Genomic DNA, 22,106 nt, shown 5'->3' with positions numbered 1-22,106 from the left:
TATTTTTATAATTATGTTAGCTAGTTACAGGCACAAGCTTATCGATAATTAGTTGCAATGATTGGTTACGAAACTCAATACTTCCTGTCACTTGAATGAATTCATTTTCATTCAAGTTGCTGAAATTTGCATATTGTTTCGGAAACACCGTACACGAAACTTCTTCTGTCTCGTCCTGAAGTGTAAAGAACGCCATCGCTTCGCCTTTTTTTGTACGTATCCGCTTGACCGATAAGATTAATCCAATACATTTCACTTTCGTACCCTGGCGTAAATTAACTAATGATGCAATCGGCTGAATATGGTCCATTACATTACGTTTTAGTTGTTCCACAGGATGTTCGGATAGATAAAAACCTAAAACATCTCGCTCGAAGCTAAGCAGGGTCATCTGATCCATCGCGCCACCCGGTGTATATTTCGGTCGGGAATTAAATTGAAATTGATCACTGAATGCATCATTGCCTATGTATAGCGCATGGGAATGGGCAGCATCCACTGAGGCTAAAAGAACAGAACGTTTTTCTCCGAACTCGTCTAATGCTCCTGCTTTAATTAACGGAATCATCGATTTTTCATTAAAATGATTGGCACCTAGTGAAATGGCCATATCAAACATCGAAGACCAGTTTCCTCTCGCTGCAGCTAATTGTTGATAGAAAGGGTAAGTCACACCTTTAATCACACCTAATCCTAAGCGTATCGCATTTCCTTCTACGGTATGTGAATAACGACTACTCTTCACAGATGGAGGATACACCTCTATACCTTTTGCTTTAATTTCACGAATCAGCTCCACCGTCTTCTCTTTATTACCTGAAAGAGAAGATAAATAGGCCGCGTAAAAAATATTTGGTTCATTCGCTTTAAAAAAGGCAAGACGATAAGAAATCAATGTATAAGCTACTGCGTGACTCTTTGGAAAACCATAATCTGCAAATTTCACAATTAAGTTATAGACATTATTCGCTTTGACATGGTCAAATCCTTTTTTCGTTGCACCCGCAATAAAGTGTTGACGTTCTTGTTCCAACACCTGCTGGTTCTTCTTACTAATCGCACGACGTAGCAAATCTGCTTCCGACATCGTAAAACCAGCAATTTCGACAGCGATTTTCATGATTTGTTCTTGATAAATGATGATACCATACGTTTCTGCCAATATTGGCTGTAACTCAGGTATATCGTAATTCGTCTGTTCTTGTCCATTTTTACGCCGACTATACAGCGGAATAAACTCCATTGGTCCCGGTCTATATAGAGCGTTTACAGAGTATAGGTCTTTAAAGTTATCTGGTTGAATAGTCTGCAACGCACGTCGCATACCGGGTGATTCAAATTGGAAAATGCCTGACATGTCCCCCGCTTTAAATAATCGATAGGTCCTCTGATCATCAAGTGGAATTTCTTCAAAGTTGATGGGTTGCTTGTTGTTATATTCAATCATGGAACGAATTCTATCGAGCAATGTCAAATTACGCAAACCTAAAAAGTCCATTTTCAGCAAGCCTGCTTCTTCGACATCTTTCATTGCCCATTGCGTTAAAAACACTTCATCGGTACCAATTTGCAGCGGCACATAGTTGACTAGTGGATTCGCTGCAAGAACGACACCCGCTGCGTGAGTGGATGCATTTCTTGGCAAATCTTCTAAACGTTCTGCTGCCTCTCTCCAACGTGCTCTACGCGGATCCACCGCCATCCAGTCCTGAAGTTTTTTTGATTGGCGGATAGTTTCACTAAATGATAGGCCACTATTTAATTCAGAAGACATAAAACGTACTTCTTCTGGAGTAAAGTCAAGTACTCTAGCTACGTTTCTAGCCACTGCCTTCGTGGATAATGTGCCGAACGTAATAATCTGTGCTGCATAGTGTTTACCGTATGTATCAGCTACGTAGTTTACTACTTCCGTCCGTCGATTATCAGCAAAATCGATATCTATATCCGGCATTGTTACACGTTCAGGGTTCAAAAACCGCTCAAATAGTAAGCCATATTGGATTGGGTCTACTTCTGTAATACCAAGAGCAAACGCGACTAACGACCCTGCAGAAGACCCACGCCCTGGACCAACTAAAATCTGCTGACTTTTTGCATAGCGTACATAATCTTCTACTATCAAAAAGTAATCAGTAAATCCCATCTGTTCAATAATCGTTAATTCATAGCGTAAGCGTTCTGCATATTCGATTGGCATTGATTGAAAACGCTTCGCGAGACCGTCTTGACATTTCTCGGTCAATAAACGAATCGGCGTCTGTCCTTCTTGCACGGGAAACTTCGGTAGTTGAAACGGTTCTTTCCCGAATTTCACTTCACAAGAATCCAATAAATCAGCCATCTTCTGTAGCCATTCAGGATGATCTGCAAACCATTCACTAAACGTCTTTTGTGTCGGTAAATAGGCTTGTCGGAAACGATTTTTTGGTTTTTTTGAATCGTTCAGTTTATACCCTTTGCGGATAGCCGTGGCTACTTCATACGCAGGAAAATCATCTGCGTGTAAAAAGCGAGCTTCGTGGCAAGCGACAATGGAAAGTTCACACTCTTCACTTAGCTGGATTATATTATCTTCTTTAGTATGTCTCGCTCCACCAGGACGACTGATCCCAATGAACGTCGATTGTTTTACATCCTCTGCTAGTTGCTGAAGAACTTCTACGTTTCGGTGATTGGTCCAAGATGCATGCGTGAGCGCACAAACGACAAAACAACTTTGCCTGTACGCCTGTAACCAAGAAAGTGGTAAATTACCCTCTTCACGCGTAGAGATTGCACTACTGATTTTCAATAAATTAGAGAAACCTTCTTGATTTTGCGCATAGATATAGACTAGCAAATCTTCATCAGCAATCGACACCTTAACAGATAGACCGATTACCGGGCGAATGCCATATTTCGATAGCATCGTACTAAATGAACGTACACCAAATAATTTACTATTAACGATAGCAGCGGAACTAGCTCCTCTTTCTTTTAAAAGAGGAGCCAGTTCATCTAGTTTCACTATTCCGCGCAATAAATCTGCACCAGTTATAATTTGCGGATACATCAGGTTCATTTCAATCCCTCAGCTCTGCTTAATAATTTCTGCAAAGTTCCTGCAGCTTCCCAATGATTTCGTCTACTTCGGTCCAAGAATAAGCGGAAGCACCTGAAGCAAGTGGATGACCGCCACCATTGTGTTGCATCGCTAATGTATTGATAATGGGACCTTTCGAGCGTAGACGAACACGAATTTGATTGTTTTCTTCAATAAAGATAATCCAAGCACAAATTCCTTTGACGTCCCCTAATGAACCTACTAGCTGTGATGTTTCGGATACGGTAACATCAAATTGTTCAAGAATTTCTTTAGTCAGTTTAATATAAGCTGCACCATTTTCGTCAATTGTGAAGTTTTGATAAATATACCCTTGTAGATGTAATATTTTACGATCCACTTCATACATTCCAGCAAATAGCTCTGTCCGATCAAAAGGTTGTTTGATCAATTCACTTGCAACTTCAAATGTTTTTTCCGTAGTGCTCTGGAACATAAATCTTCCTGTATCTCCTACGATTCCAGCAAATAGATAACGCCCGGCTTCGGGTGACATTTCCCAACCATAGGAAGCTTGACCTTCTTCGTAAATCGTATAAATCATCTCCGAGCAAGAACTTGCATCCGTATTGACCCAACGCGCATCGCCATATGGGTCTTCATTTGGATGATGATCGATTTTCAATAAAAATGCACCATTATTATAGAATGATCCATCGATACGACCCGTATTCGCAGTATCCGTCACAATGACGAGTGCCCCTTCATAGTCTGTTTCACTCACTGGATTAGGCTTTCCTAAATAAGTTAGCTGTTCATCGTGTTCTCCAGCTGCTAAGACTTCTTTAGTAGGATAATTTTTTTCAATCAATGCTTTCAGACCCATTTGAGATCCATATGCATCTGGATCTGGACGGACGTGACGGTGGATAATGATTTTGTCGTATTGTTCAATTGTGTCAATGATTTGTCGTTTCATGCGGATTCCCCCAAGTTCTTGTTCTAGTATTCGCAATTCTAGTTAAAAGCCGCTACAATATATAGTGACCCAAGGAGCACTAAAGTGCATAAGGTTATTTTTATGTAATGGAGGCTTTTTTGATGGAGACGGTTAATTTTCTTTTCGTTTTTGGTATCGTCGCTTCCGGCGTTTTTTATTTTGTTTTTAAAACGCGTCAATTCCGTACAAGCTATATGTTTCCTATCCGTAAAAAGATGTATGCAAGCATGGCCGGAACTGCACTCGGTGCGCTATTGATCTTTTTCGGGATCAATCAGTTAATGTTATTTGAAGGTATTTTAACATATGTTATAGCCGCGATTTTCATATTGTTCGGCGGTTATGTCGCGATTTTCAATTTTAATGCGACAAAGCATTATAAGCAGTTTATAGCTGAAGAGCGTAGACTGAACGAAAACTGATGTCCTATAGGCATCAGTTTTTTTGTTGTATCATTTTTCAAAAAGTTGGAACGTACCCATTGCTTTAGCTACAATACCGTCATTTGACAACAATTCAAATTCCAGCTTGATAAATCGACGGCTTAAATGAATGATTGTAGGATTTATTGTAACCGAAGCACCTAGTTGCACATGTTTGATGAAATAAATCGTAATATTTTCGGGGACACTTTCTCCACGTTTTTGTAATTTGATTGCACGACTTCCTGCTTCAGTCAATATCGTCAGCATAGCCCCGTAGGATAACGAGCCAAATTGATTGGTCATTTGTGGGACAACAGAAAATTCGATTTTTTCAGGCGCATTCGGAATAGCTTTCATCTGATTTTTTACGATGTCGTCGATCGTTTCACCTTGTTGTGGCTGACGCTGTGTCATCTGCAAGGCTTTCAGTACATCTTGACGGCTAATAATACCTTCTAGAATGCCTGCTTCTGTTACAACCGGCATTAAATCAATGCCTTCCCAAATCATACTATGACCCGCGGAAGCTACACTCATTTTACCGTTAACCGTTATTGGCTCAGTTGTCATGACTTTTTTTACAATATCTACATCAGGTTTACTGACCACATCGCGAGAAGTAAGAATACCTACTAACTTTCCATTTGACTCGACGACTGGATATGCAGAGTGTGATGTCTGATGATTCACCTCGAAAAATTGATCTACTGAGTCTTCCGGAGATAATGTGACTGTACGCGCAATAGGCGTCAGAATGTCTTCTACTAATAATATTTCTTTTTCAATTAGCTGATCATAGATCGCGCGATTTAGCATCGTTGCAACAGTAAACGTGTCATAACTTGTGGAAATGACAGGTAAATTCATTTCATCAGCTAATTGCTTTACATCATCGGTTGCATCAAAACCTCCTGTGACGAGTACCGCCGCCCCTGCTTTTATAGCAATTTCATGAGCTTTTAAGCGATTGCCTACAATCAGCAAACTGCCTGCATCGATATATCGAATCATGTCCTCAAGTTGCATAGCTCCCACGACAAACTTCGTCAGTGTTTTATGTAATCCATCGCGTCCACCTAACACGACACCATCGACAATATTTATCACTTCAGCAAATGTAAGACGTTCAATATTTTCTTTTTTCTTTTTTTCAATTCGAATCGTGCCAACACGTTCAATCGTGTTGACCAGTTTCTGATTTTCCGCTTCTTTAATTGCGCGATAAGCAGTACCATCACTAACCTCTAATGCTTTCGCTACTTGGCGGACAGAAATCTTTTCTCCCACTGCCAAACTTTCAATATAACGCAAAATCTGTTCGTGTTTAGTTGACATGATTTCACCTTTTTCTTCGACCTGTTATAAATGGTTTATGCTTATTGCTAATCATACCATAAGTCATGCAAAAAGACGGTCTAGACGCTAACAATGCGTCTACACCGTAAGTACTTTTTATTTATTTTTACAGCTCTATCATATCTCCCGCTTGCATGATTTTCACTTCATGAGACTCTACTAAGGTCTTGAAGTCTTCAGGGTCCTGCTTAATCGGCGGAAACGTATTATAGTGAATGGGTACTGTCAGTTTAGGTTGCAAGATTTCTACAGCTTTCGCCGCATCACGCGGGCCCATTGTAAAGTTATCGCCAATCGGTAAGAATGCTACATCAATCCCATCCTCAGCGTATAACTTCATATCACTAAATAGTGAAGTGTCTCCTGCATGGTAAATAATCTTCCCTTCAATCGTCAATAATAACCCTGCCGGCATACCTGTATAAATGATTTCATTTTCTTCAGTCGTATAAGATGAACTGTGGAATGCTTGCGTATATTTCACGGTTCCAAAATCAAACTCTTTGGAGCCTCCGATATTCATGCCGTGAGTCTGCAAACCTTGAAAACCTAAATATACAGCTAGCTCATTTGGTGCAACGACGAGAATATTTTCTCTTTTGGCGATTTCCATCGTATCCCCTACATGGTCGTTATGACCGTGCGTCAACAAAATCACATCAGGTTTTTCATCCGCTGCTTTTAAATCCGTCAAGTCGTTTCCTGTAATAAAAGGATCGATTAAGATGGTTTTTCCTTTTGTTTCTATTTTTACTATTGAATGTCCATGGTACGAAATTTTCATAAAACACACTCTCCTCAAAAAATTATAACTCTATTCTACCACTTTCTATAGTACAGCGCACACTTTCTATAGTACAGCGTAAAACCCTCTTTTTTTGTTATACTAACTAAAACAGAGGAGGTTCCATCATGTCCACCATTAAAAAAGTGCAAGATTTTTTAAGTACTCATAATATTGATGCCGCGCTTGTTACAAATCCCGATAATATATTTTATCTAACCAAATTCAGAAGTGATCCCCACGAGCGGCTATTAGGTGTAGTCATCTTTAAAGACCATAATCCTTTCATCATCTGCCCATACATGGAAGTGGAAGATGTCAAAGCCATCGGTTGGACACACGACATTATTGGCTATAAAGATACGGATAATGCGTTTGAATTTCTAGATCAAGCGATTACAGAGCGAGTTCCCACATTCTCCTTGCTAGCAATTGAAAAAGAACATTTGACTGTTGACCGTTTTGAGATTCTACAAGAACGCTTCCCCGCTTTATTATTTGCTACTTTAGATAATGAATTAGCTACGTATCGTTTGATCAAAGACGTGGCGGAACTTGACTTTTTGCGCAAAGCAGCCGAATTAGCGGACTATGCGATCGAAATCGGGTGTAGTGAAATAGCGGAGGGCAAAACCGAGCTCGAAATCGTACAAGCTGTAGAACAAGCTGTGAAACAAAAAGGTGCCGAGAAGATGTCCTTTGACACGATTATCATTTCAGGTAAAAAGACTGCTTCACCACATGGCATTCCTAGTAATCGAGCGATTGAAAAAGGTGATTTTATCCTATTCGATCTTGGAGTAGTGTATAAAGGCTATTGTTCAGATATCACGCGTACCATTGCATTTGGTGAACCAACAGAAGAAAAACGTAAAATTTATGATACAGTGCAACGCGCACAACAAGCTGCGATAGATGTCGTACGCCCAGGCACATTGGCGAAAGAAGTAGATCTTGCCGCTCGTTCCGTAATTGAAGAAGCAGGATACGGCGAATTATTCCCACACCGAATTGGCCACGGTTTAGGAATTTCGGTACATGAATATCCTTCCTTAACAGCAACAAACACGCTGCCTTTAAAAGAAGGTATGGTCTTTACAATCGAGCCAGGTATATACGATCCAAACATTACAGGTGTGCGAATTGAAGATGACGTAGTCGTAACAAAAAATGGTGTGGAAGTGCTGACGAAATACCCCAAAGATCTAAAAATCGTCTAATTAAACGTAAAAAGGAGTCCGATTTTTCCTCGGACTCCTTTTTACGTTATAAAGTTTCTAGTAATTCTGCAGCGTCAGTAGATTCAAGTGATTGTGCTTCTGCCACTGCTTTATATGTCACGTGCCCCGCTAACGTATTGATCCCCTTAAGCAATGCTTCGTTTTCTAAGCATGCTTTCTTAACACCTTTATTCGCTATTTGAAGTGCGTAAGGAATTGTTACATTCGTCAACGCCATCGTTGATGTCTGCGGAACCGCCCCCGGCATATTTGCTACTGCATAATGAATGATACCATGTCTTACGTATGTTGGATCATCATGGGTCGTTACACGGTCAGACGTTTCAAAAATACCGCCTTGGTCAATCGCAATATCAATTAAGACGGAGCCTGGACTCATGGATTTAATCATTTCTTCAGTAACTAATGTTGGTGCTTTCGCGCCTGGAATTAGCACACAGCCAATAACTAAGTCTGCGTCTTTCACCGCGTGTGCGATATTATAAGGATTTGAAACGAGCGTTTGAATGTCTTTACCGAACATTTCATCTAACTGACGGACTCTTTCTACAGATAAATCAAGAATCGTAACATGCGCACCGATACCAATTGCAACACGTGCCGCGTTCGTACCTGCTTGTCCACCACCGATGATTGCGATCTTACCACGCGAAACACCTGGGACTCCCGCTAACAAGATTCCCTTTCCACCTCTAGTCTTTTCTAAATACTGTGCACCGATTTGAGTTGCCATACGACCAGCTACTTCACTCATCGGCGCTAGTAATGGTAAAGCGCCATTTGGTAACTGCACTGTTTCATATGCAAGCGCCGTCACTTTATTTTCAAGCAACGCCTGAGTCAACTTCTCTTCCGGAGCTAAGTGTAGATAAGTGAATAAAATTAATCCTTCACGGAAGAATTTAAATTCTGAAGCTGCTGGTTCTTTAACCTTCAGGACCATTTCTACATCCCAAGCTTCAGCAGCTGTCGCTACAATCGTAGCTCCCGCTTCTTTATATTCTTCATCCTGAAAACTAGAACCAATCCCAGCACCTGTTTCAATAAACACTTCATGTCCAGCCGTTTTTAAAGTTAGTACACTAGCAGGGGCAATGGCCACTCGGTTTTCATTGTTTTTAATTTCTTTCGGAACACCTATACGCATGTAAAATCCTCCTAAAATGAATGTTACGGTAATCGCTCGTTACGTTTGCCGATTAATTACAATTTAATCTTATCAGAAAATAAAAGACTTTTCCTCTTTTTCTTGTCAATCAATAGACTTTTTCAACGCGTACAGATTTATAAAAATATTTCGACAAGAAAAGAAGGATACTAACAAAGTACGTAGAATATAATTAGTGTAGAAAGAATTTAATTTTAAGGATGGAGTGGTTATCTTATGGCACTTAAGTACAAAGATATTATTGTGGCTGTAGACGGTTCGGATGAGGCTAAATGGGCTTTCAATAAAGCAATCGCTATTGCAGACCGTAACGACGCAACTCTTCACTTGATCAACATCATCGACACGCGTTCATATGCGGCTGTTGAAGCATACGATCGTTCAATTGCAGAACGTGCACAAAAATACGCAGAAGAGTTATTAACTGATTACAGTACAGAAGCTACAAAAGCTGGTTTGAACAACGTGCAAATCCACGTAGAATACGGTTCCCCTAAGACGTTAATTCCACGGGATATCGCGAAAAAGCTAAACGCCGATCTAATCATCTGTGGCGCTACTGGATTGAACAGGGTAGAACGTTTCCTAATCGGTAGTGTTTCCGAAAATATCGTCCGCTCCGCAAAATGCGACGTACTTGTTGTACGTACACCTGAAGAATAATTCAAACAGACAAGTGACGATAACCAATTGGTTATCGTCACTTTTTAAGTTCACCAATCAAAATAACTGTCCCGAACGCCTGCAGACACTCGGGACAGTTTACAATCTTATTCTACTGTTTGAAGTGGTTCTAGTGTAATATCTGCAATTCGAACAGTATCACGCGCAAGCATGATTTCTTCGTTCGTTGGTATAATTAATACTTTTACCGGTGAGTGCGGGAAACTAATATACGCTTCTTGTCCTCTGACATTATTTAGACTTGGATCAAAATAGACACCCATGAATTCAAGGCCTTTCATTACCTTTTCACGCACAATCGCACTGTTTTCTCCGATTCCTGCTGTGAAAATGATAGCATCGACTCCGCCCATGCCCGCTGCATATTGCCCTATATGTTGGTGAATACGATCCGTGAATACATCAAGAGCTAGTTGAGCGCGTTCATTTCCCTGCTCCGCCGCTCCTGTGATATCACGTAAGTCGCTTGAAAATCCGCTTAGACCAAGTAATCCAGACTTTTTATTCAGGACATTAACTACTTCTTCTGCTGATTGGTTTGTACGTTCCATCATATAAGGAATTAATGCTGGGTCGATATTTCCCGAACGCGTACCCATAATGACACCAGCTAATGGAGTGAAGCCCATAGATGTATCCACTGACTTACCGCCCTTAACAGCCGCGATACTAGCTCCATTACCTAAGTGACATGAAATCAGACGTGTGTCTTCAAGTGGTCTGTTCAAGATCTTGGCAGCGCGCTCTGTAACGTATTTATGACTAGTACCGTGGAAACCATATTTCCGGATACCGTACTTTTCATAATATTCATAAGGCAACGCATACAAAAATGCTTTTTCAGGCATTGTTTGGTGGAATGCCGTATCGAAAATAGCAACTGCAGGTGTGTTTGGCAGTGCTTTTTTGAATGCACTAATTCCAGTTATATTAGCTGGGTTATGTAAGGGTGCAAAACTAGAAATACTTTCTAGTTTATCAATAATTTCATCATTGATAAGTACGGAATCACTAAACAGTTCGCCTCCATGAACTACACGGTGACCAATTCCATCGATCTCATCGTAAGACGATACGACTCCTTCACTTAACAAATGCTCAAGTAGCATATTTACCGCCACTGAATGGTCAGCGATATCCAATACTTTTTCAATTTCCTTCTCATTTTTGGACATAGAAAAAACAGAGTTTTCCAAACCAATTCTTTCGAATAACCCCTTTGTAATCTCTTCTTCTGTCGTCATTTCAATTAACTGAAATTTCAATGATGAACTTCCAGCATTAATTGCTAATATTTTTGGCACGAACTCCACCCCTTAAAATGATTATGTTTTCATGAACGTTTCAAGTCATTATAATAGCAATTTCTTTGAAAGGCAATTGAAATAATGAATTCTGCGCTATTTTCCTATGCATATCTTCTTTTTCAGCAAAACGACAGGATATGGCCGAAGTGTATTCCCCTAATTTATAACAAAGTAATAATAAAATACAAAACTTTCGTTGTACTTCTTTGCAAGCGGACACGTTTTTTGAGCCCGCTGTGAGGCAACCAGCTTACTTATCTAGATATAGTGAGTCAATTGTTAAACTTACTACTCTTCAATAAGAAACTGCAAACAAACTCTTAATTACAAGAGTTGATTTGCAGTCTGAAGAATTGACTTACGCGTCATTTTCCTGTATTCGTTACCCACTCACTAACTTTGTCGAAGAAACTTTGCATTGCTACTGCATTTCCTAGCTCCGGAATTTTCGCTAGTATAACGTCCGGTAGTACGAAGTGTTCGGTTGGCGGCTGTTGTAATAGAAGGATACTCTTCGCAAAGCGTTGGTCTGCAAATAAAGAATTAGGAAGTTCGAATAGACCTCTAAGTAACCGATGCTCTTTGACGTATGTCAAGATTGGTTCTGCTCCGTCTGCAGTTAATAGTCTAGACGGGACGACGAAAAGCCCATAGCCACCTGGTTTAACGTATCTCATGGATTGTTCAATATAAAGATAATGTGAGAACGCGTGTCCCTCTTTAGACATGAGTTCATAATCCATTGCTACTTCGTCGTCAGGATAGTATCCAACCGGCAAATCACTTACGACTGTGTCTACTAGATCGATGGGCAACGGACGAAGAGCATCTTGTAGATAGAATGACACCGGAAGTTCTAATAGGTTGGCTGTAGCTGCCGCAATTTGAACGAGCACATCGTCAATTTCTACTGCGCTTGCAGTCGCTTCACCTTTAAATTGATTGAGGACGGTAAAGAGTAGATTTCCTGTTCCTACTGCCGGATCTAAAAAAGTAGTTGTTTCTTTTGACCCTACTAATTTATTGACCAAATAACCGATTAAGTAGCCGATTGAGTCAGGTGTCATTTGATGATGGGCTTGTGCGGATTGCTTTAGCCCTTTTAATAACGCAAGCTGAATCCCTTTACGGATCTCTTCCGGTTGCACTGGCTCTTCCAATTCAACTAAGGATGGTTGATCAAGCCATTTTTCACTTGCTTCAAGTATCGCATCTACATATAAACCATCCGCTGATTGTGCGTAGTTATCATAATATGTAAAGACTTTCTCCATATTGTTCATTTCACTATTCCTCCAAGAAGAAACCCACCTCTTGTCAGGTGGGTTGTCGTTTAATTTAATTCTTTAGCTGCTTTAATCGCAGCATCGTAGTCAGGATGGTCGGTTGCTTCACTAACATATTCCACATATGTCACTTGGTCATTACGATCGACTACGAAAATCGAACGTGTCAACAAACGTAATTCTTCAATAGCCGTTCCGAAAGCTGTACCGAATGATAGGTCGCGGTGATCAGAGTATAAATGTAAATTTTCTACCCCTTCTTCTGCTTTCCAACGCGCCTGTGCAAAAGGAAGATCCGCAGAAATCGTTAATACTTCGACATCGTCTCCAAGAGAAGAAGCTTCATCGTTAAAACGTTTTGTTTGGATAGAACATACGCCCGTATCAACTGAAGGTACGACGCTGATTAAGCGAATCTTACCTTTTGAATCGGCCAATGTGACCGGCTTCAATTCATTTGAAAGAACTGTGAAGTTTGGTGCTGCATCCCCGACTTTCACTTCTGTGCCTTGTAAATGAATCGGATTGTTCTTGAATGTTACTTGTACCATAACTAACCACTCCTTTTAACTTAGTGTACTAAATCGTAGGGTCTTCTTGCAACTGAGGGCCTTCAATAGGCGCGATCGCTTGCACGTTCTTTTGCTCGAATAACCGTTCATGAACTACTACTGTATCCGCAAACACATCGTGAAGCGCCATTTTTTTTGGCATGAATAGTACGAGTAAGTATGGAATCCATAACATTTGCGATATAAATCGGCCAAAACCTTCTCTAAATATGACGGAACTCCACGTTAATTTCTGTCCATTCATTTTTACTACACGAATTCCCATAATCATTTTCCCTATTGTCTGACCTGTCAATTTTGTCATCAGGATAAAATAAAGTACTAACAGCACTAGCGCTACCACTTTATATGGACTGAATAATAAAAAGGAAGGTTTAGTTATCGCTACATCTACCAATCGGAAAATTGGTTTAACAAAAATGCCGCTGATCGCAGAGACAATAAGTAAGTCTATTAAAAACGCCCATAGTCTAATCCAGAATCCCGCATATTTCGGTTCGAAAAGCGCTGTCTGCACAGTTACAGATTCATTCGTCATAATCGAGTCCCTCCTTTTCACTCACCATATAAATACATCATGCGAGGTGCTTGATTTTCCGTTAGTAGCTTTTTCAAAATTTGAGATTCAATATCTCCACCAAATGCGTTGTGTGCCTTCAATGATAGAAGGGATGCGAAACTATCTGGTGCTCCGTATTCAAAGACTTCTGCTTTTTCTAGATGATAATCTTCTTTCATCGCAGCGATAACTGTAGGTACTTTACCGTAGTCATCTGCTAGGCCCACCTCAATTGCTTGTCGGCCATTCATCACACGACCGTCCGCAACTTTTCGGACGTCCGCTTCCGGCATACCACGCCCCTCTACGATAATGTCTACGAAGCGCTTATATGAATCATCGATCATTTCCTGAAGCATCGCTCGTTCTTCTGGCTTCATTTCACGCGTACTGCTCATTATATCTTTATAAGGTCCCGATTTAATCGTCGGAAAATCTACACCATGTTTTTCTGCTAGTTTACCAAAGTTAATTGATTGCATAATTACACCAATCGAACCTGTTAACGTTTCAGGATGCACGAAAATCTTCTCTGCTGGAGCAGAAATATAATAACCACCTGAAGCAGCCATTCCACCCATCGCAACATACATCGGAATTTCTTTCGTTTCTTGAATTTCAATGATAGCATCATAAATATCAGACGACTCCAACACACCGCCACCCGGTGAGTTAACAGAAAGCACAATCCCTTTCACCGTCTCATCATTTTTGAGTTCCTCCAATTGCGCCATGAAACGCTGGTGATTATATTCTTCACCACTGAAAACCGAAGCTGCACCAGTGTCTTGAATGACACCGTCTACTTTCATTACAGCTATTCGTTCGTTCACACTACCTTCCTCTACTACTGTTTCTTGCAACTCTTGATTGATGGCTGTGATTTCATTGAGCATCACATTCCAGTCCCTTGTAAAAAACCACGACATCGAATTGACACCAACCGACACGAGAATCAAGGTTGCCGCCACAGCGACTGCAATCCATCTTTTTGCTGTCATAAATAAAACTCCTCCTTTGTCCACACTTACTATACGTTTATAATCGTCCAAATGTTTCAATCATGCTACAATTAACCTATTAATCTATAAAGGAGACGATCTTTATGACTGCACAATACACTATTTTTTTATTTAGTAAGCTCGATGAAGACACACTGCATAAAAAAACGTACGTTGAAAAAACACTAATAAATGAGGGTTTTTTGCTAACAACTGATCATACGAAGGCGAACCTCGTCATCAGTATTGGCAGTGACGGTACGTTCCTTCAAGCAGTCCGTAAAACAAATTTCCGTCAAGATTGTACGTATCTCGGTCTTTCAGTAAAAGGAGCGCATGGTGTATACTGCGATTTCAAATACGATGAAATCAGTACCTTGATCCACGCATTGAGACAAGAAAATCTTGAAGAACGCCATTATCCATTACTTGAAGTTACCATCAATCAGCACAAACCATTCTATTGCTTAAATGAATTTAGTATTCGTTCTGCTATAATCCGTACAATCGTTATGGACATATACATTGATGACTTACTATTCGAAACATTTTTGGGTGATGGACTAATTATTTCCACACCAACTGGGAGTACCGCCTACAATAAATCGGTACGTGGAGCTGTAATCGATCCACTACTTCCTTGTTTCCAAGTATCAGAACTAGCATCCGTTAATAATAATCGCTACCGCACACTTGGGACATCCTTTATTTTAAGTGGCAATCGAAAGCTAACGCTAACCATCACACCAGAAGGTAATGAATTCCCTTCAACTGCAGCCGACAATGAAGCAATCAGTGTCAACCAAGTGAAAAAGGTAGAAGCCGTCCTTAGCAAAAGAGTCATTCGCACAGCAAAACTAACGGATAACTCTTTCTTTGAAAAAGTTCAGCGTACATTCTTCTGATGTTACAATAACAAGGACAAGGACTGTCCAATTGTCGAATCAATTGACGTGCGGACAGCCCTTTTTTATTAGGCTCGTGAATTTTGTTCTGTTTTACGTAATTCCACACGCATGATTTTTCCAGAAGTAGTTTTTGGTAACTCGTCTAAAAACTCAATTTTTCGCGGATACTTATAAGGCGCCGTCAATTCTTTCACATGATTTTGAAGCTCTTTAATGAGATGTTCTGGTTGTTCTGGCTCTTGGTCACGCAACACAACAAATGCTTTTACTATATTTCCACGTTCTGGATCCGGGCTTGCAACTACCGCACACTCTCGAACAGCCGGGTGCTTAATAAGTGCATCTTCCACTTCAAATGGTCCGATTGTATAGCCGGAGCTGATAATAATATCATCGCCCCGACCTTCAAACCAGAAATATCCTTCTTCATCTTTTTTCGCACGGTCGCCTGTAATATAGTAATCGCCTCTGAATTGCATTTTCGTACGTTCCGGATCATTTAAATACTCCTGAAATAACGCAGGAGTGGATTTATGGACCGCAATATCGCCCACTTCACCGACCTCGGCGATTTTTCCATCTATCGTAATAACGTCTACGATATTACCCGGCGTCGGCTTACCCATCGAACCGGGTCTTGCTTCCATTCCAATCATTGTCCCGACGAGTAATGTATTTTCGGTCTGACCGTAGCCATCACGAACATTAAGAGAAAATTGCTTATTGAAAATATCAATGACTTCACGGTTTAAAGGTTCTCCCGCTGATACAGCACTTTTTAGGGATGAAAGTGAATAATCCGAAATCTTTTCAGCTTTCGCCATAAAGCGGTATTCTGTCGGAGTACAGCACAACACATTTACGTTGTACTGATCTAAAAACTTCAAATATTTATCTACATGAAATTTACCATTATAGACAAACCCAGTAGCGCCACTTCCTAACACAGATAAAAATGGCGTCCAAATCCACTTTTGCCATCCAGGTGCTGCGGTAGCCCAGACAATATCTTTTTCTTCGATGCCAAGCCAATTAGGCGCGGTCGTGCGTAAGTGAGCGTAACCCCAACCATGTGTGTGAACGACACCCTTTGGTTTACCTGTCGTTCCGGATGTATACGATAAAAAGGCTGTATCGCCGCTTACCGTGTCACAAACCGCAAATTCAGAAGAGGCAGTTTTCTCTTGTTCAGATAATGAGACCTCTCCCTTTTTTGCTTTTCCGATAATATAGACAGTTACTCTATCTAGATTACCTACGTGTTCCAACTGATCAGTAAATGCATCAAACGCAATAATCGCTTTTGCATCGCTATGTTCAATTCGGTATTCAATATCGGAGGAACGCAACATTTCTGAACTAGGTATAACGACAAGCCCAGCTTTAAGCGCGCCGATATATGATACGTACGCCTCAATCATACGCGGCACCATGACTAAAACTACATCGCCTTTTTTCAAACCATTCGCGGTTAATACATTTGCTGTGCGGTTCGCCGCTTGAATGAGTTCGTCGTAGGTTACTTCTTGCTGCTGATTATCTGAATCTACATAGATCAGCGCTTTTCTATTGTCACCTGTAGCATACTTTTCAAATTCTGATACGATGTTGTAGCGTTCTGGAGCTAGTAGTTCTTCACGGTTCATTTTCATTCCCCCTTTTACATAATAATATAAGTATACAAATACATGGAGAAAATTTCAAAATTTTATGTATTCTTCTTTTATTATACTGTTAAGCAATGCATAACTTTCATCATTCCAAACATACTAAAAAGACCGTCCTGCATATGCAGGACGGACGTTTTTACTACGACTTACTTTGTGTAACCGTTCATTTGTTGTTGAGCCTGACGCACTAATCGCTTTGTGATTTCTCCGCCGACGGATCCGTTGGCACGCGATGTGGAGTCTGGTCCAAGCTGTACACCGAATTCAGAAGCAATTTCTTCTTTCATCTGGTTAAGCGCTTGTTGTACTCCTGGAACTAGAAGCTGGTTTGAGTTGCTGTTGTTGTTTGGCATGTCTCTCACCTCCTTGTGACTATAGAATGGTCACTTTTCAAAAAATCATGCAGGAGATGTGATAGGAAATATTTTCTTTAGAGCAAATCATCGAATGCTTCTTCTTTATTCTGGCTCGGAATAACGGTCGTACGGTTACTCACAGCCTCTTCGACCATCTCGTCAAAACTTTCGAAGCTTTCGTAATAACGTACTTTCTCTAGTTGCGGCTTCGTTTTAGAGCTTGGGGGCGTAAAAACAGTACAACAATCCTCAAAAGGACGAATGGAGATCTCATATGTTTCAATTTTTTCTGCAATTTGAATGATATCCAATTTATCCATCGCAATCAGTGGACGGAGCACTGGAGTGGACGTTACTTCATTAATAGTCGTCAAACTTTCTAACGTTTGGCTCGCTACTTGTCCCATACTTTCACCAGTGATAAGTCCGAGCGCACCTGTCTCTTCCCGTACTCGATCTGCTATTTTCATCATCATTCGTCTCGTCGTAGTCATCGTTAAATTACTTGGTACTTGTTTGATGATCGCCTGTTGTAATTGTGTGAAAGGAATGATATGCAAACGAATTGTTGAGCCGAATTTCGTCAATTGTCTAACGATATCTTCTACTTTTTGTAATGCCAAATCGCTTGTAAAGGGTGGACTGGCAAAATGAATCGCATCGAAGGCCACACCACGCTTCATCATCTGATAACCTGCAACTGGGCTGTCGATTCCTCCAGAAAGCAGTAGAAGTGAATGTCCATTAGAGCCAACCGGCATGCCTCCAGCACCTTTAAACGTATGAGATGAAATATAAGCGGCTTCACGCTGGATCTCTACATACAATAAAATTTCGGGTTTTTTCATTTTCACAATTAAATTTGGAAATGCACGTAAAACATGACCACCTAATTCTTGCTGTAGTTCACCTGTATCGAGTGGGAAAGATTTATTTGTCCGCTTGACATCTACTTTAAACGTTTTACCTTCTGTTTCTGTTTTACCCAGTACCTTGAGTGAAGTTTCTTTAATCGCTTCAAGCGTGGGTTCACAAATAGCGATTGGGCTGAAGGATTGAATACCAAAAACCGTCGGCAATATTTCAATCGCGCGATCTAATTCTTCTAATCGTTCTGTATAGACAAACATCCGGTCTCTTTCTGCACGCATTTTTAGTGTTGTAAGTTCAGACAATGCAACCTTTATATTTTCTTTCAATTTCCGTACGAATTTACTTTTATTTTTCCCTTTTAAAGACATTTCACCATATCTAATTAAAATGGTATTCCAGTTCATTTTCGAATTCCCCTTTTCAATAGCTGCATGAATTGATGGACAGCTTTCTTCAATTGATGAATCTCATCGGTTGTTTGGTCTTTACCAAAACTTATACGAATAACACCCTTTTCAAAATCCTTCGGCAGTCGAATCGCTTCAATCACATGACTTACGCCTGACTTTTTCGAAGAACACGCACTGGACGTAGAAACAAAAATGCCCCGCTCCTGTAAAAAATTGACGACTACTTCACCTGTCACATGACGAAAAGCAACAGTTACTATATAAGGTGCGCTCGCCTGAGGCGCTAATACTAAACAATCCTCTATTCCTGAAAAAAACTGCACTAACTCATCCCGCCATTGCTGAAATTGCTGTATGTTAGCTTCTTCCACTTGCAGTCGAGCTGCTTTAGCTAAAGCAGCCGCATGCGGTACAGAGACTGTTCCATTGCGCAGATTCTTTTCTTGGCCGCCACCATATGAAATAGCATGTAGTCGTATATTTTTACGGTACGCTAAAAATCCACTACCTTTAACTCCATAAATTTTATGTCCTGATAATGTAACTAAGTCTGGACAGTTTTGCTCGTCATCAAGCTTTATCTTGCCAAAACTTTGCACGCAATCCGAATGTAAGACCGCACGCGATTGACTATGAATGATTTTTGCACATTCTGCAATCGGCTGAATGGTGCCTATCTCATTGTTTACATGCATTATGCTCACTAGTAGCGTATCTGGACGCAAGAACGATTGAAGTTCAGCCAATGAAATTCTACCTTCAGAATCTACAGTTAAATAATCGACCGTAAAATTTTGTGTTTCAAGATACTTAAATGCGTGAAGAACCGAAGGATGCTCAACTGCAGTCGTTAGTAAATGACGTCCTTTATGTTGATTGGCATAAACATAACCTAAAATAGCAAGATTATTTGCTTCCGTCCCTCCTGACGTAAAGACACCTTCTGTCAATTCTAGGCCAAGTGTAGCGAGTACTTGCGAACGTGCCTTTTCCAATAATTTTTCAGCTTGCTTTCCCGCCGCATGTAACGATGCAGGGTTGGAAAAGTATGTAGTGGAGACTTCCATAAAGGTGTGAAGGACGCGTTCATCTGTTTTAGTTGTTGCACTATGATCAAAATACATGAGGTAATCCTTCCTTTTCTATAAGAATGAGCGAAACAAAGCCACCGGTCAATCCGGTGGCTTTGTGGGAATATCTTTATACTTTCTGTTGAAGTGTACTTTGAATTTTCTTCATGGCACCCGGTTCTACTTCTTCTACCGCAGTAGCTGCTTCTTCTAATGCTCTTAAGTAACGATATTGCATGAACGACTCTTCCGCCTGCAACAATTTTTCATGTACATGCGGATGAGATGCCCGGTAACGGTTTCCATACTGGATTATGCGTTCAACGAGCAACGCATTTTCGACCATATCGTCCGCTTTATCACAAACATCTTCAACAACAGCAGCAGCTTTTTGAACATATGATTCAACTAATGCCATATTAAGTGGAACTTCTTCCAAGCTTTGTTTGACAATAAAGATCTGTTCATCCGCTTCTTCCAGCTGAATTTCCATATCATCAGGTACACCTGGAATATTGGCACGATGCAAGTTGCGATCCGCAATATGAAGTTGCTGTGCAAGAGCGACCAAACGAGAACGAACCATATTTTCATCAATTCGAAGATTTTTTATACGATTGCTAAATTTCGTTTGCTCTTCCGCAATCTCATCTAACTCTTCAGTTATTCCCTGTAGCTCAATCTGTCGTTCCGAGTAAGCAGATTCATGACGTTCTTGACGATCGATATATTCTTCCACTCGTTTCGCCAACGCGTTCAACTTCTGCATACCGTAATGAGGTATTTGGGATTCTTCTTCATCCAGACGATAACTTTGCTGAACAAACTTTAATTCTTCGATCGTATCTTGTATCGAATATTGAAGCTCTTCAAAAAGATCTAGCGTAGGCTCCCAATGTTCCTCTACATAATGACGAGAACTCACTTCTTCTTCAAGCACATCATAGAATGACTCGATTTCATCATGGATTTCTTCCACATCATGCGCAACTTCTTCTACCTCTAGACGTGCAAGAAGTTGACGAAGATTAACAAGTTGCTGCTCAATTTTATCAAAACGAGCAGGTAACTTCAGATGACCTAAATAATAGGCTTGCCCTTCCATTTCGATAATACCTTTACGTAATTCACGCAAAGCAGCTGGTATTTTCGATTGTAGCTCCGTTAGTAAAGCAGGAATTTCTTCAAGTAGATAAGAAAAATGTTCTTCTTTATCCGCCAATGTAATCACGATTTCACGCGCTTGCAAATAATTCCCACTTTCAATCAACGCATCATATTGCTCAAATCTTGGATTGAATGCTTCCCATACCTTCTCTAATGGTTCTACAGCAGGTCCAAATGAGTACTGATGAGCTAAAATTCTTTTTCGCGCTGCGCGGTGAGTCTCTTTAATCGTCTCAATTTCGACACGATTTTTCTCTTCGCTTCCAATTAACTCATTTAGTTCTTGTAGAAGTTCACGCATGTCTCTCTCGCATTGCGTTATGATATCTACAATTTGTTTCTGCGTCTCTGTCGCTTTTTTAAAGCGGAAACGATCGACTTGACTCTCTGCATCCAGTAAAAGCAAATCTACCTTCGGCAAGCGTTCGTCCATTACTTCTGTCCAAGTGTTGCGCCATCTCTCGAACATATCTTCCGTTTCGCCTGTCATGTTCAACTGCTTTACCTTCATCATTTCTTCAAATATTGGTTTATTTTGAATTTGTAATTTCTCTTGTTCCATCTTATTGATCTCTTCTAAATGCTTTTTCCTAGAAAGAAATGCCATTACTGTTAAGGCAATAACAATAATTAATGGAATGATGAAATATATCATCTTACTATGATCCCCCTATCCCACACTTCGCGCATAAAGTGACTACTATAGATATTATAGTATATCGTAACATGTTTAAAGTATTTTCGTCTTATTAAAACATATTTTTTAATAAATAGTAGAGAACTTATCTATTGCAGACGTATTCTACGGAATAATTCGATTCGATTCACGGTTTGGAAACGACTATTTAATCACTAACCTCCCCTTTTCATCTACCAGCGCTATCACGCCATATGTAATTGTGAAAAACTCATGACGTTGTTCGCCAATTTGAATTACCATACCCGGATGTGCAGCGCCGAAACGTATCACACCGTCGTTCGTTTGAATTTTCGTTTTCACACCCGCAGTAGAACCTGTTTCTTCCATTTCGATATCTTTGCTAGCAATTACTTCTCCCCCACGACAAACACCTTTAATCTCCATGTTGTTACGTGCGGTAATGGAGCACTGATAGACACCTTTCGAGCGAATATGAATATTTCCACTACTATATAGGATACTGTTGAGCGCAAATGCGGCTTGCAGTAGCGACACCGAACTCACTTCTTCACTGTATACTTGT

General features: G+C 40.4%; 20 protein-coding genes. 4 read left to right on the top strand and 16 right to left on the bottom strand.

What is annotated here, in order from left to right:
- Positions 1 to 16: 16 nt before the first annotated feature.
- Together CSV79_RS02975 and CSV79_RS02970 are read right to left on the bottom strand one after the other, a co-directional pair.
- The gene (locus CSV79_RS02975; RefSeq protein ID WP_099687558.1) at positions 17 to 3,064 is read right to left on the bottom strand and encodes a DNA polymerase III subunit alpha; all 3,048 of its coding nucleotides are present in this window, start codon (positions 3,062 to 3,064) and stop codon (positions 17 to 19) included.
- 19 nt (positions 3,065 to 3,083) lie between these two features.
- Positions 3,084 to 4,025, bottom strand: coding sequence for a DHH family phosphoesterase (locus CSV79_RS02970; protein ID WP_099687557.1), 942 nt, complete (start codon positions 4,023 to 4,025; stop codon positions 3,084 to 3,086).
- 122 nt (positions 4,026 to 4,147) lie between these two features.
- Here CSV79_RS02970 and CSV79_RS02965 point away from each other — a divergent pair, with 122 nt between their 5' ends.
- The gene (locus CSV79_RS02965; protein ID WP_099687556.1) at positions 4,148 to 4,468 is read left to right on the top strand and encodes a YtpI family protein; all 321 of its coding nucleotides are present in this window, start codon (positions 4,148 to 4,150) and stop codon (positions 4,466 to 4,468) included.
- Between the two features lie 30 nt (positions 4,469 to 4,498).
- On the opposite strand, the gene CSV79_RS02960 is transcribed toward CSV79_RS02965, so the two are convergent.
- On the bottom strand, positions 4,499 to 5,806 hold the full coding sequence (locus CSV79_RS02960; RefSeq protein WP_099687555.1) for a DRTGG domain-containing protein: 1,308 nt from the start codon (positions 5,804 to 5,806) through the stop codon (positions 4,499 to 4,501).
- Between the two features lie 127 nt (positions 5,807 to 5,933).
- Positions 5,934 to 6,611, bottom strand: coding sequence for a metal-dependent hydrolase (locus CSV79_RS02955; RefSeq protein ID WP_099687554.1), 678 nt, complete (start codon positions 6,609 to 6,611; stop codon positions 5,934 to 5,936).
- Between the two features lie 128 nt (positions 6,612 to 6,739).
- Between CSV79_RS02955 and CSV79_RS02950 the strand changes: the two genes are divergently transcribed.
- Positions 6,740 to 7,831, top strand: a complete 1,092-nt coding sequence (locus tag CSV79_RS02950) for a M24 family metallopeptidase (protein WP_099687553.1) — start codon at positions 6,740 to 6,742, stop codon at positions 7,829 to 7,831.
- 46 nt (positions 7,832 to 7,877) lie between these two features.
- Here CSV79_RS02950 and ald read toward each other — a convergent pair whose 3' ends face one another.
- Positions 7,878 to 8,999, bottom strand: a complete 1,122-nt coding sequence (gene ald / locus CSV79_RS02945; protein ID WP_099687552.1) for an alanine dehydrogenase — start codon at positions 8,997 to 8,999, stop codon at positions 7,878 to 7,880.
- Positions 9,000 to 9,236: 237 nt separating this feature from the next.
- Here ald and CSV79_RS02940 point away from each other — a divergent pair, with 237 nt between their 5' ends.
- The gene (locus tag CSV79_RS02940; RefSeq protein ID WP_099687551.1) at positions 9,237 to 9,683 is read left to right on the top strand and encodes a universal stress protein; all 447 of its coding nucleotides are present in this window, start codon (positions 9,237 to 9,239) and stop codon (positions 9,681 to 9,683) included.
- Positions 9,684 to 9,790: 107 nt separating this feature from the next.
- Here the strand turns inward: CSV79_RS02940 and CSV79_RS02935 are convergent, their stop codons facing one another.
- From CSV79_RS02935 to sppA, 5 genes are all read right to left on the bottom strand, one after another.
- Complete coding sequence (locus CSV79_RS02935) at positions 9,791 to 11,008, bottom strand: acetate kinase (protein WP_099687550.1); 1,218 nt, start codon at positions 11,006 to 11,008, stop codon at positions 9,791 to 9,793.
- 368 nt (positions 11,009 to 11,376) lie between these two features.
- The gene (locus CSV79_RS02930; protein WP_099687549.1) at positions 11,377 to 12,294 is read right to left on the bottom strand and encodes a class I SAM-dependent methyltransferase; all 918 of its coding nucleotides are present in this window, start codon (positions 12,292 to 12,294) and stop codon (positions 11,377 to 11,379) included.
- Between the two features lie 50 nt (positions 12,295 to 12,344).
- Complete coding sequence (gene tpx, locus CSV79_RS02925; protein WP_099687548.1) at positions 12,345 to 12,848, bottom strand: thiol peroxidase; 504 nt, start codon at positions 12,846 to 12,848, stop codon at positions 12,345 to 12,347.
- Positions 12,849 to 12,876: 28 nt separating this feature from the next.
- Positions 12,877 to 13,407, bottom strand: a complete 531-nt coding sequence (locus tag CSV79_RS02920) for an RDD family protein (RefSeq protein WP_099687547.1) — start codon at positions 13,405 to 13,407, stop codon at positions 12,877 to 12,879.
- A 17-nt stretch (positions 13,408 to 13,424) separates the two neighbouring features.
- Positions 13,425 to 14,429: a signal peptide peptidase SppA gene (sppA, locus tag CSV79_RS02915; RefSeq protein WP_099687546.1), complete on the bottom strand. Its 1,005-nt coding sequence runs from the start codon at positions 14,427 to 14,429 to the stop codon at positions 13,425 to 13,427.
- A 104-nt stretch (positions 14,430 to 14,533) separates the two neighbouring features.
- Here sppA and CSV79_RS02910 point away from each other — a divergent pair, with 104 nt between their 5' ends.
- Positions 14,534 to 15,334, top strand: a complete 801-nt coding sequence (locus CSV79_RS02910; protein WP_099687545.1) for an NAD kinase — start codon at positions 14,534 to 14,536, stop codon at positions 15,332 to 15,334.
- 68 nt (positions 15,335 to 15,402) lie between these two features.
- Here the strand turns inward: CSV79_RS02910 and mbcS are convergent, their stop codons facing one another.
- The 6 genes from mbcS to CSV79_RS02880 form a co-directional block, all read right to left on the bottom strand.
- Positions 15,403 to 16,983 (bottom strand): acyl-CoA synthetase MbcS, encoded by a 1,581-nt coding sequence (gene mbcS, locus CSV79_RS02905; RefSeq protein WP_099687544.1) that lies wholly within the window; start codon positions 16,981 to 16,983, stop codon positions 15,403 to 15,405.
- Positions 16,984 to 17,153: 170 nt separating this feature from the next.
- A complete protein-coding gene (locus tag CSV79_RS02900) occupies positions 17,154 to 17,360 on the bottom strand; it encodes an alpha/beta-type small acid-soluble spore protein (RefSeq protein ID WP_099687543.1) in 207 nt (68 codons plus the stop codon).
- Positions 17,361 to 17,437: 77 nt separating this feature from the next.
- Positions 17,438 to 18,640: a tRNA uracil 4-sulfurtransferase ThiI gene (thiI, locus tag CSV79_RS02895; RefSeq protein ID WP_099687542.1), complete on the bottom strand. Its 1,203-nt coding sequence runs from the start codon at positions 18,638 to 18,640 to the stop codon at positions 17,438 to 17,440.
- A complete protein-coding gene (locus tag CSV79_RS02890) occupies positions 18,637 to 19,770 on the bottom strand; it encodes a cysteine desulfurase family protein (protein WP_099687541.1) in 1,134 nt (377 codons plus the stop codon). The genes thiI and CSV79_RS02890 overlap by 4 nt, the downstream gene beginning before the upstream one ends.
- Positions 19,771 to 19,846: 76 nt before the next feature.
- Entirely contained in the window at positions 19,847 to 21,538 is a 1,692-nt protein-coding gene (ezrA, locus tag CSV79_RS02885; protein WP_099687540.1) for a septation ring formation regulator EzrA, read from the bottom strand.
- A gap of 186 nt (positions 21,539 to 21,724) precedes the next feature.
- Positions 21,725 to 22,078, bottom strand: a complete 354-nt coding sequence (locus CSV79_RS02880; protein ID WP_099687539.1) for a hypothetical protein — start codon at positions 22,076 to 22,078, stop codon at positions 21,725 to 21,727.
- Positions 22,079 to 22,106: the final 28 nt, after the last annotated feature.

It is taken from the genome of Sporosarcina sp. P13, assembly GCF_002743055.1.
GTDB lineage: Bacteria > Bacillota > Bacilli > Bacillales_A > Planococcaceae > Sporosarcina.
The sequence above is the reverse complement of the archived record's forward strand: the minus strand, read 5'-3'. Positions and strand labels throughout refer to the sequence as shown.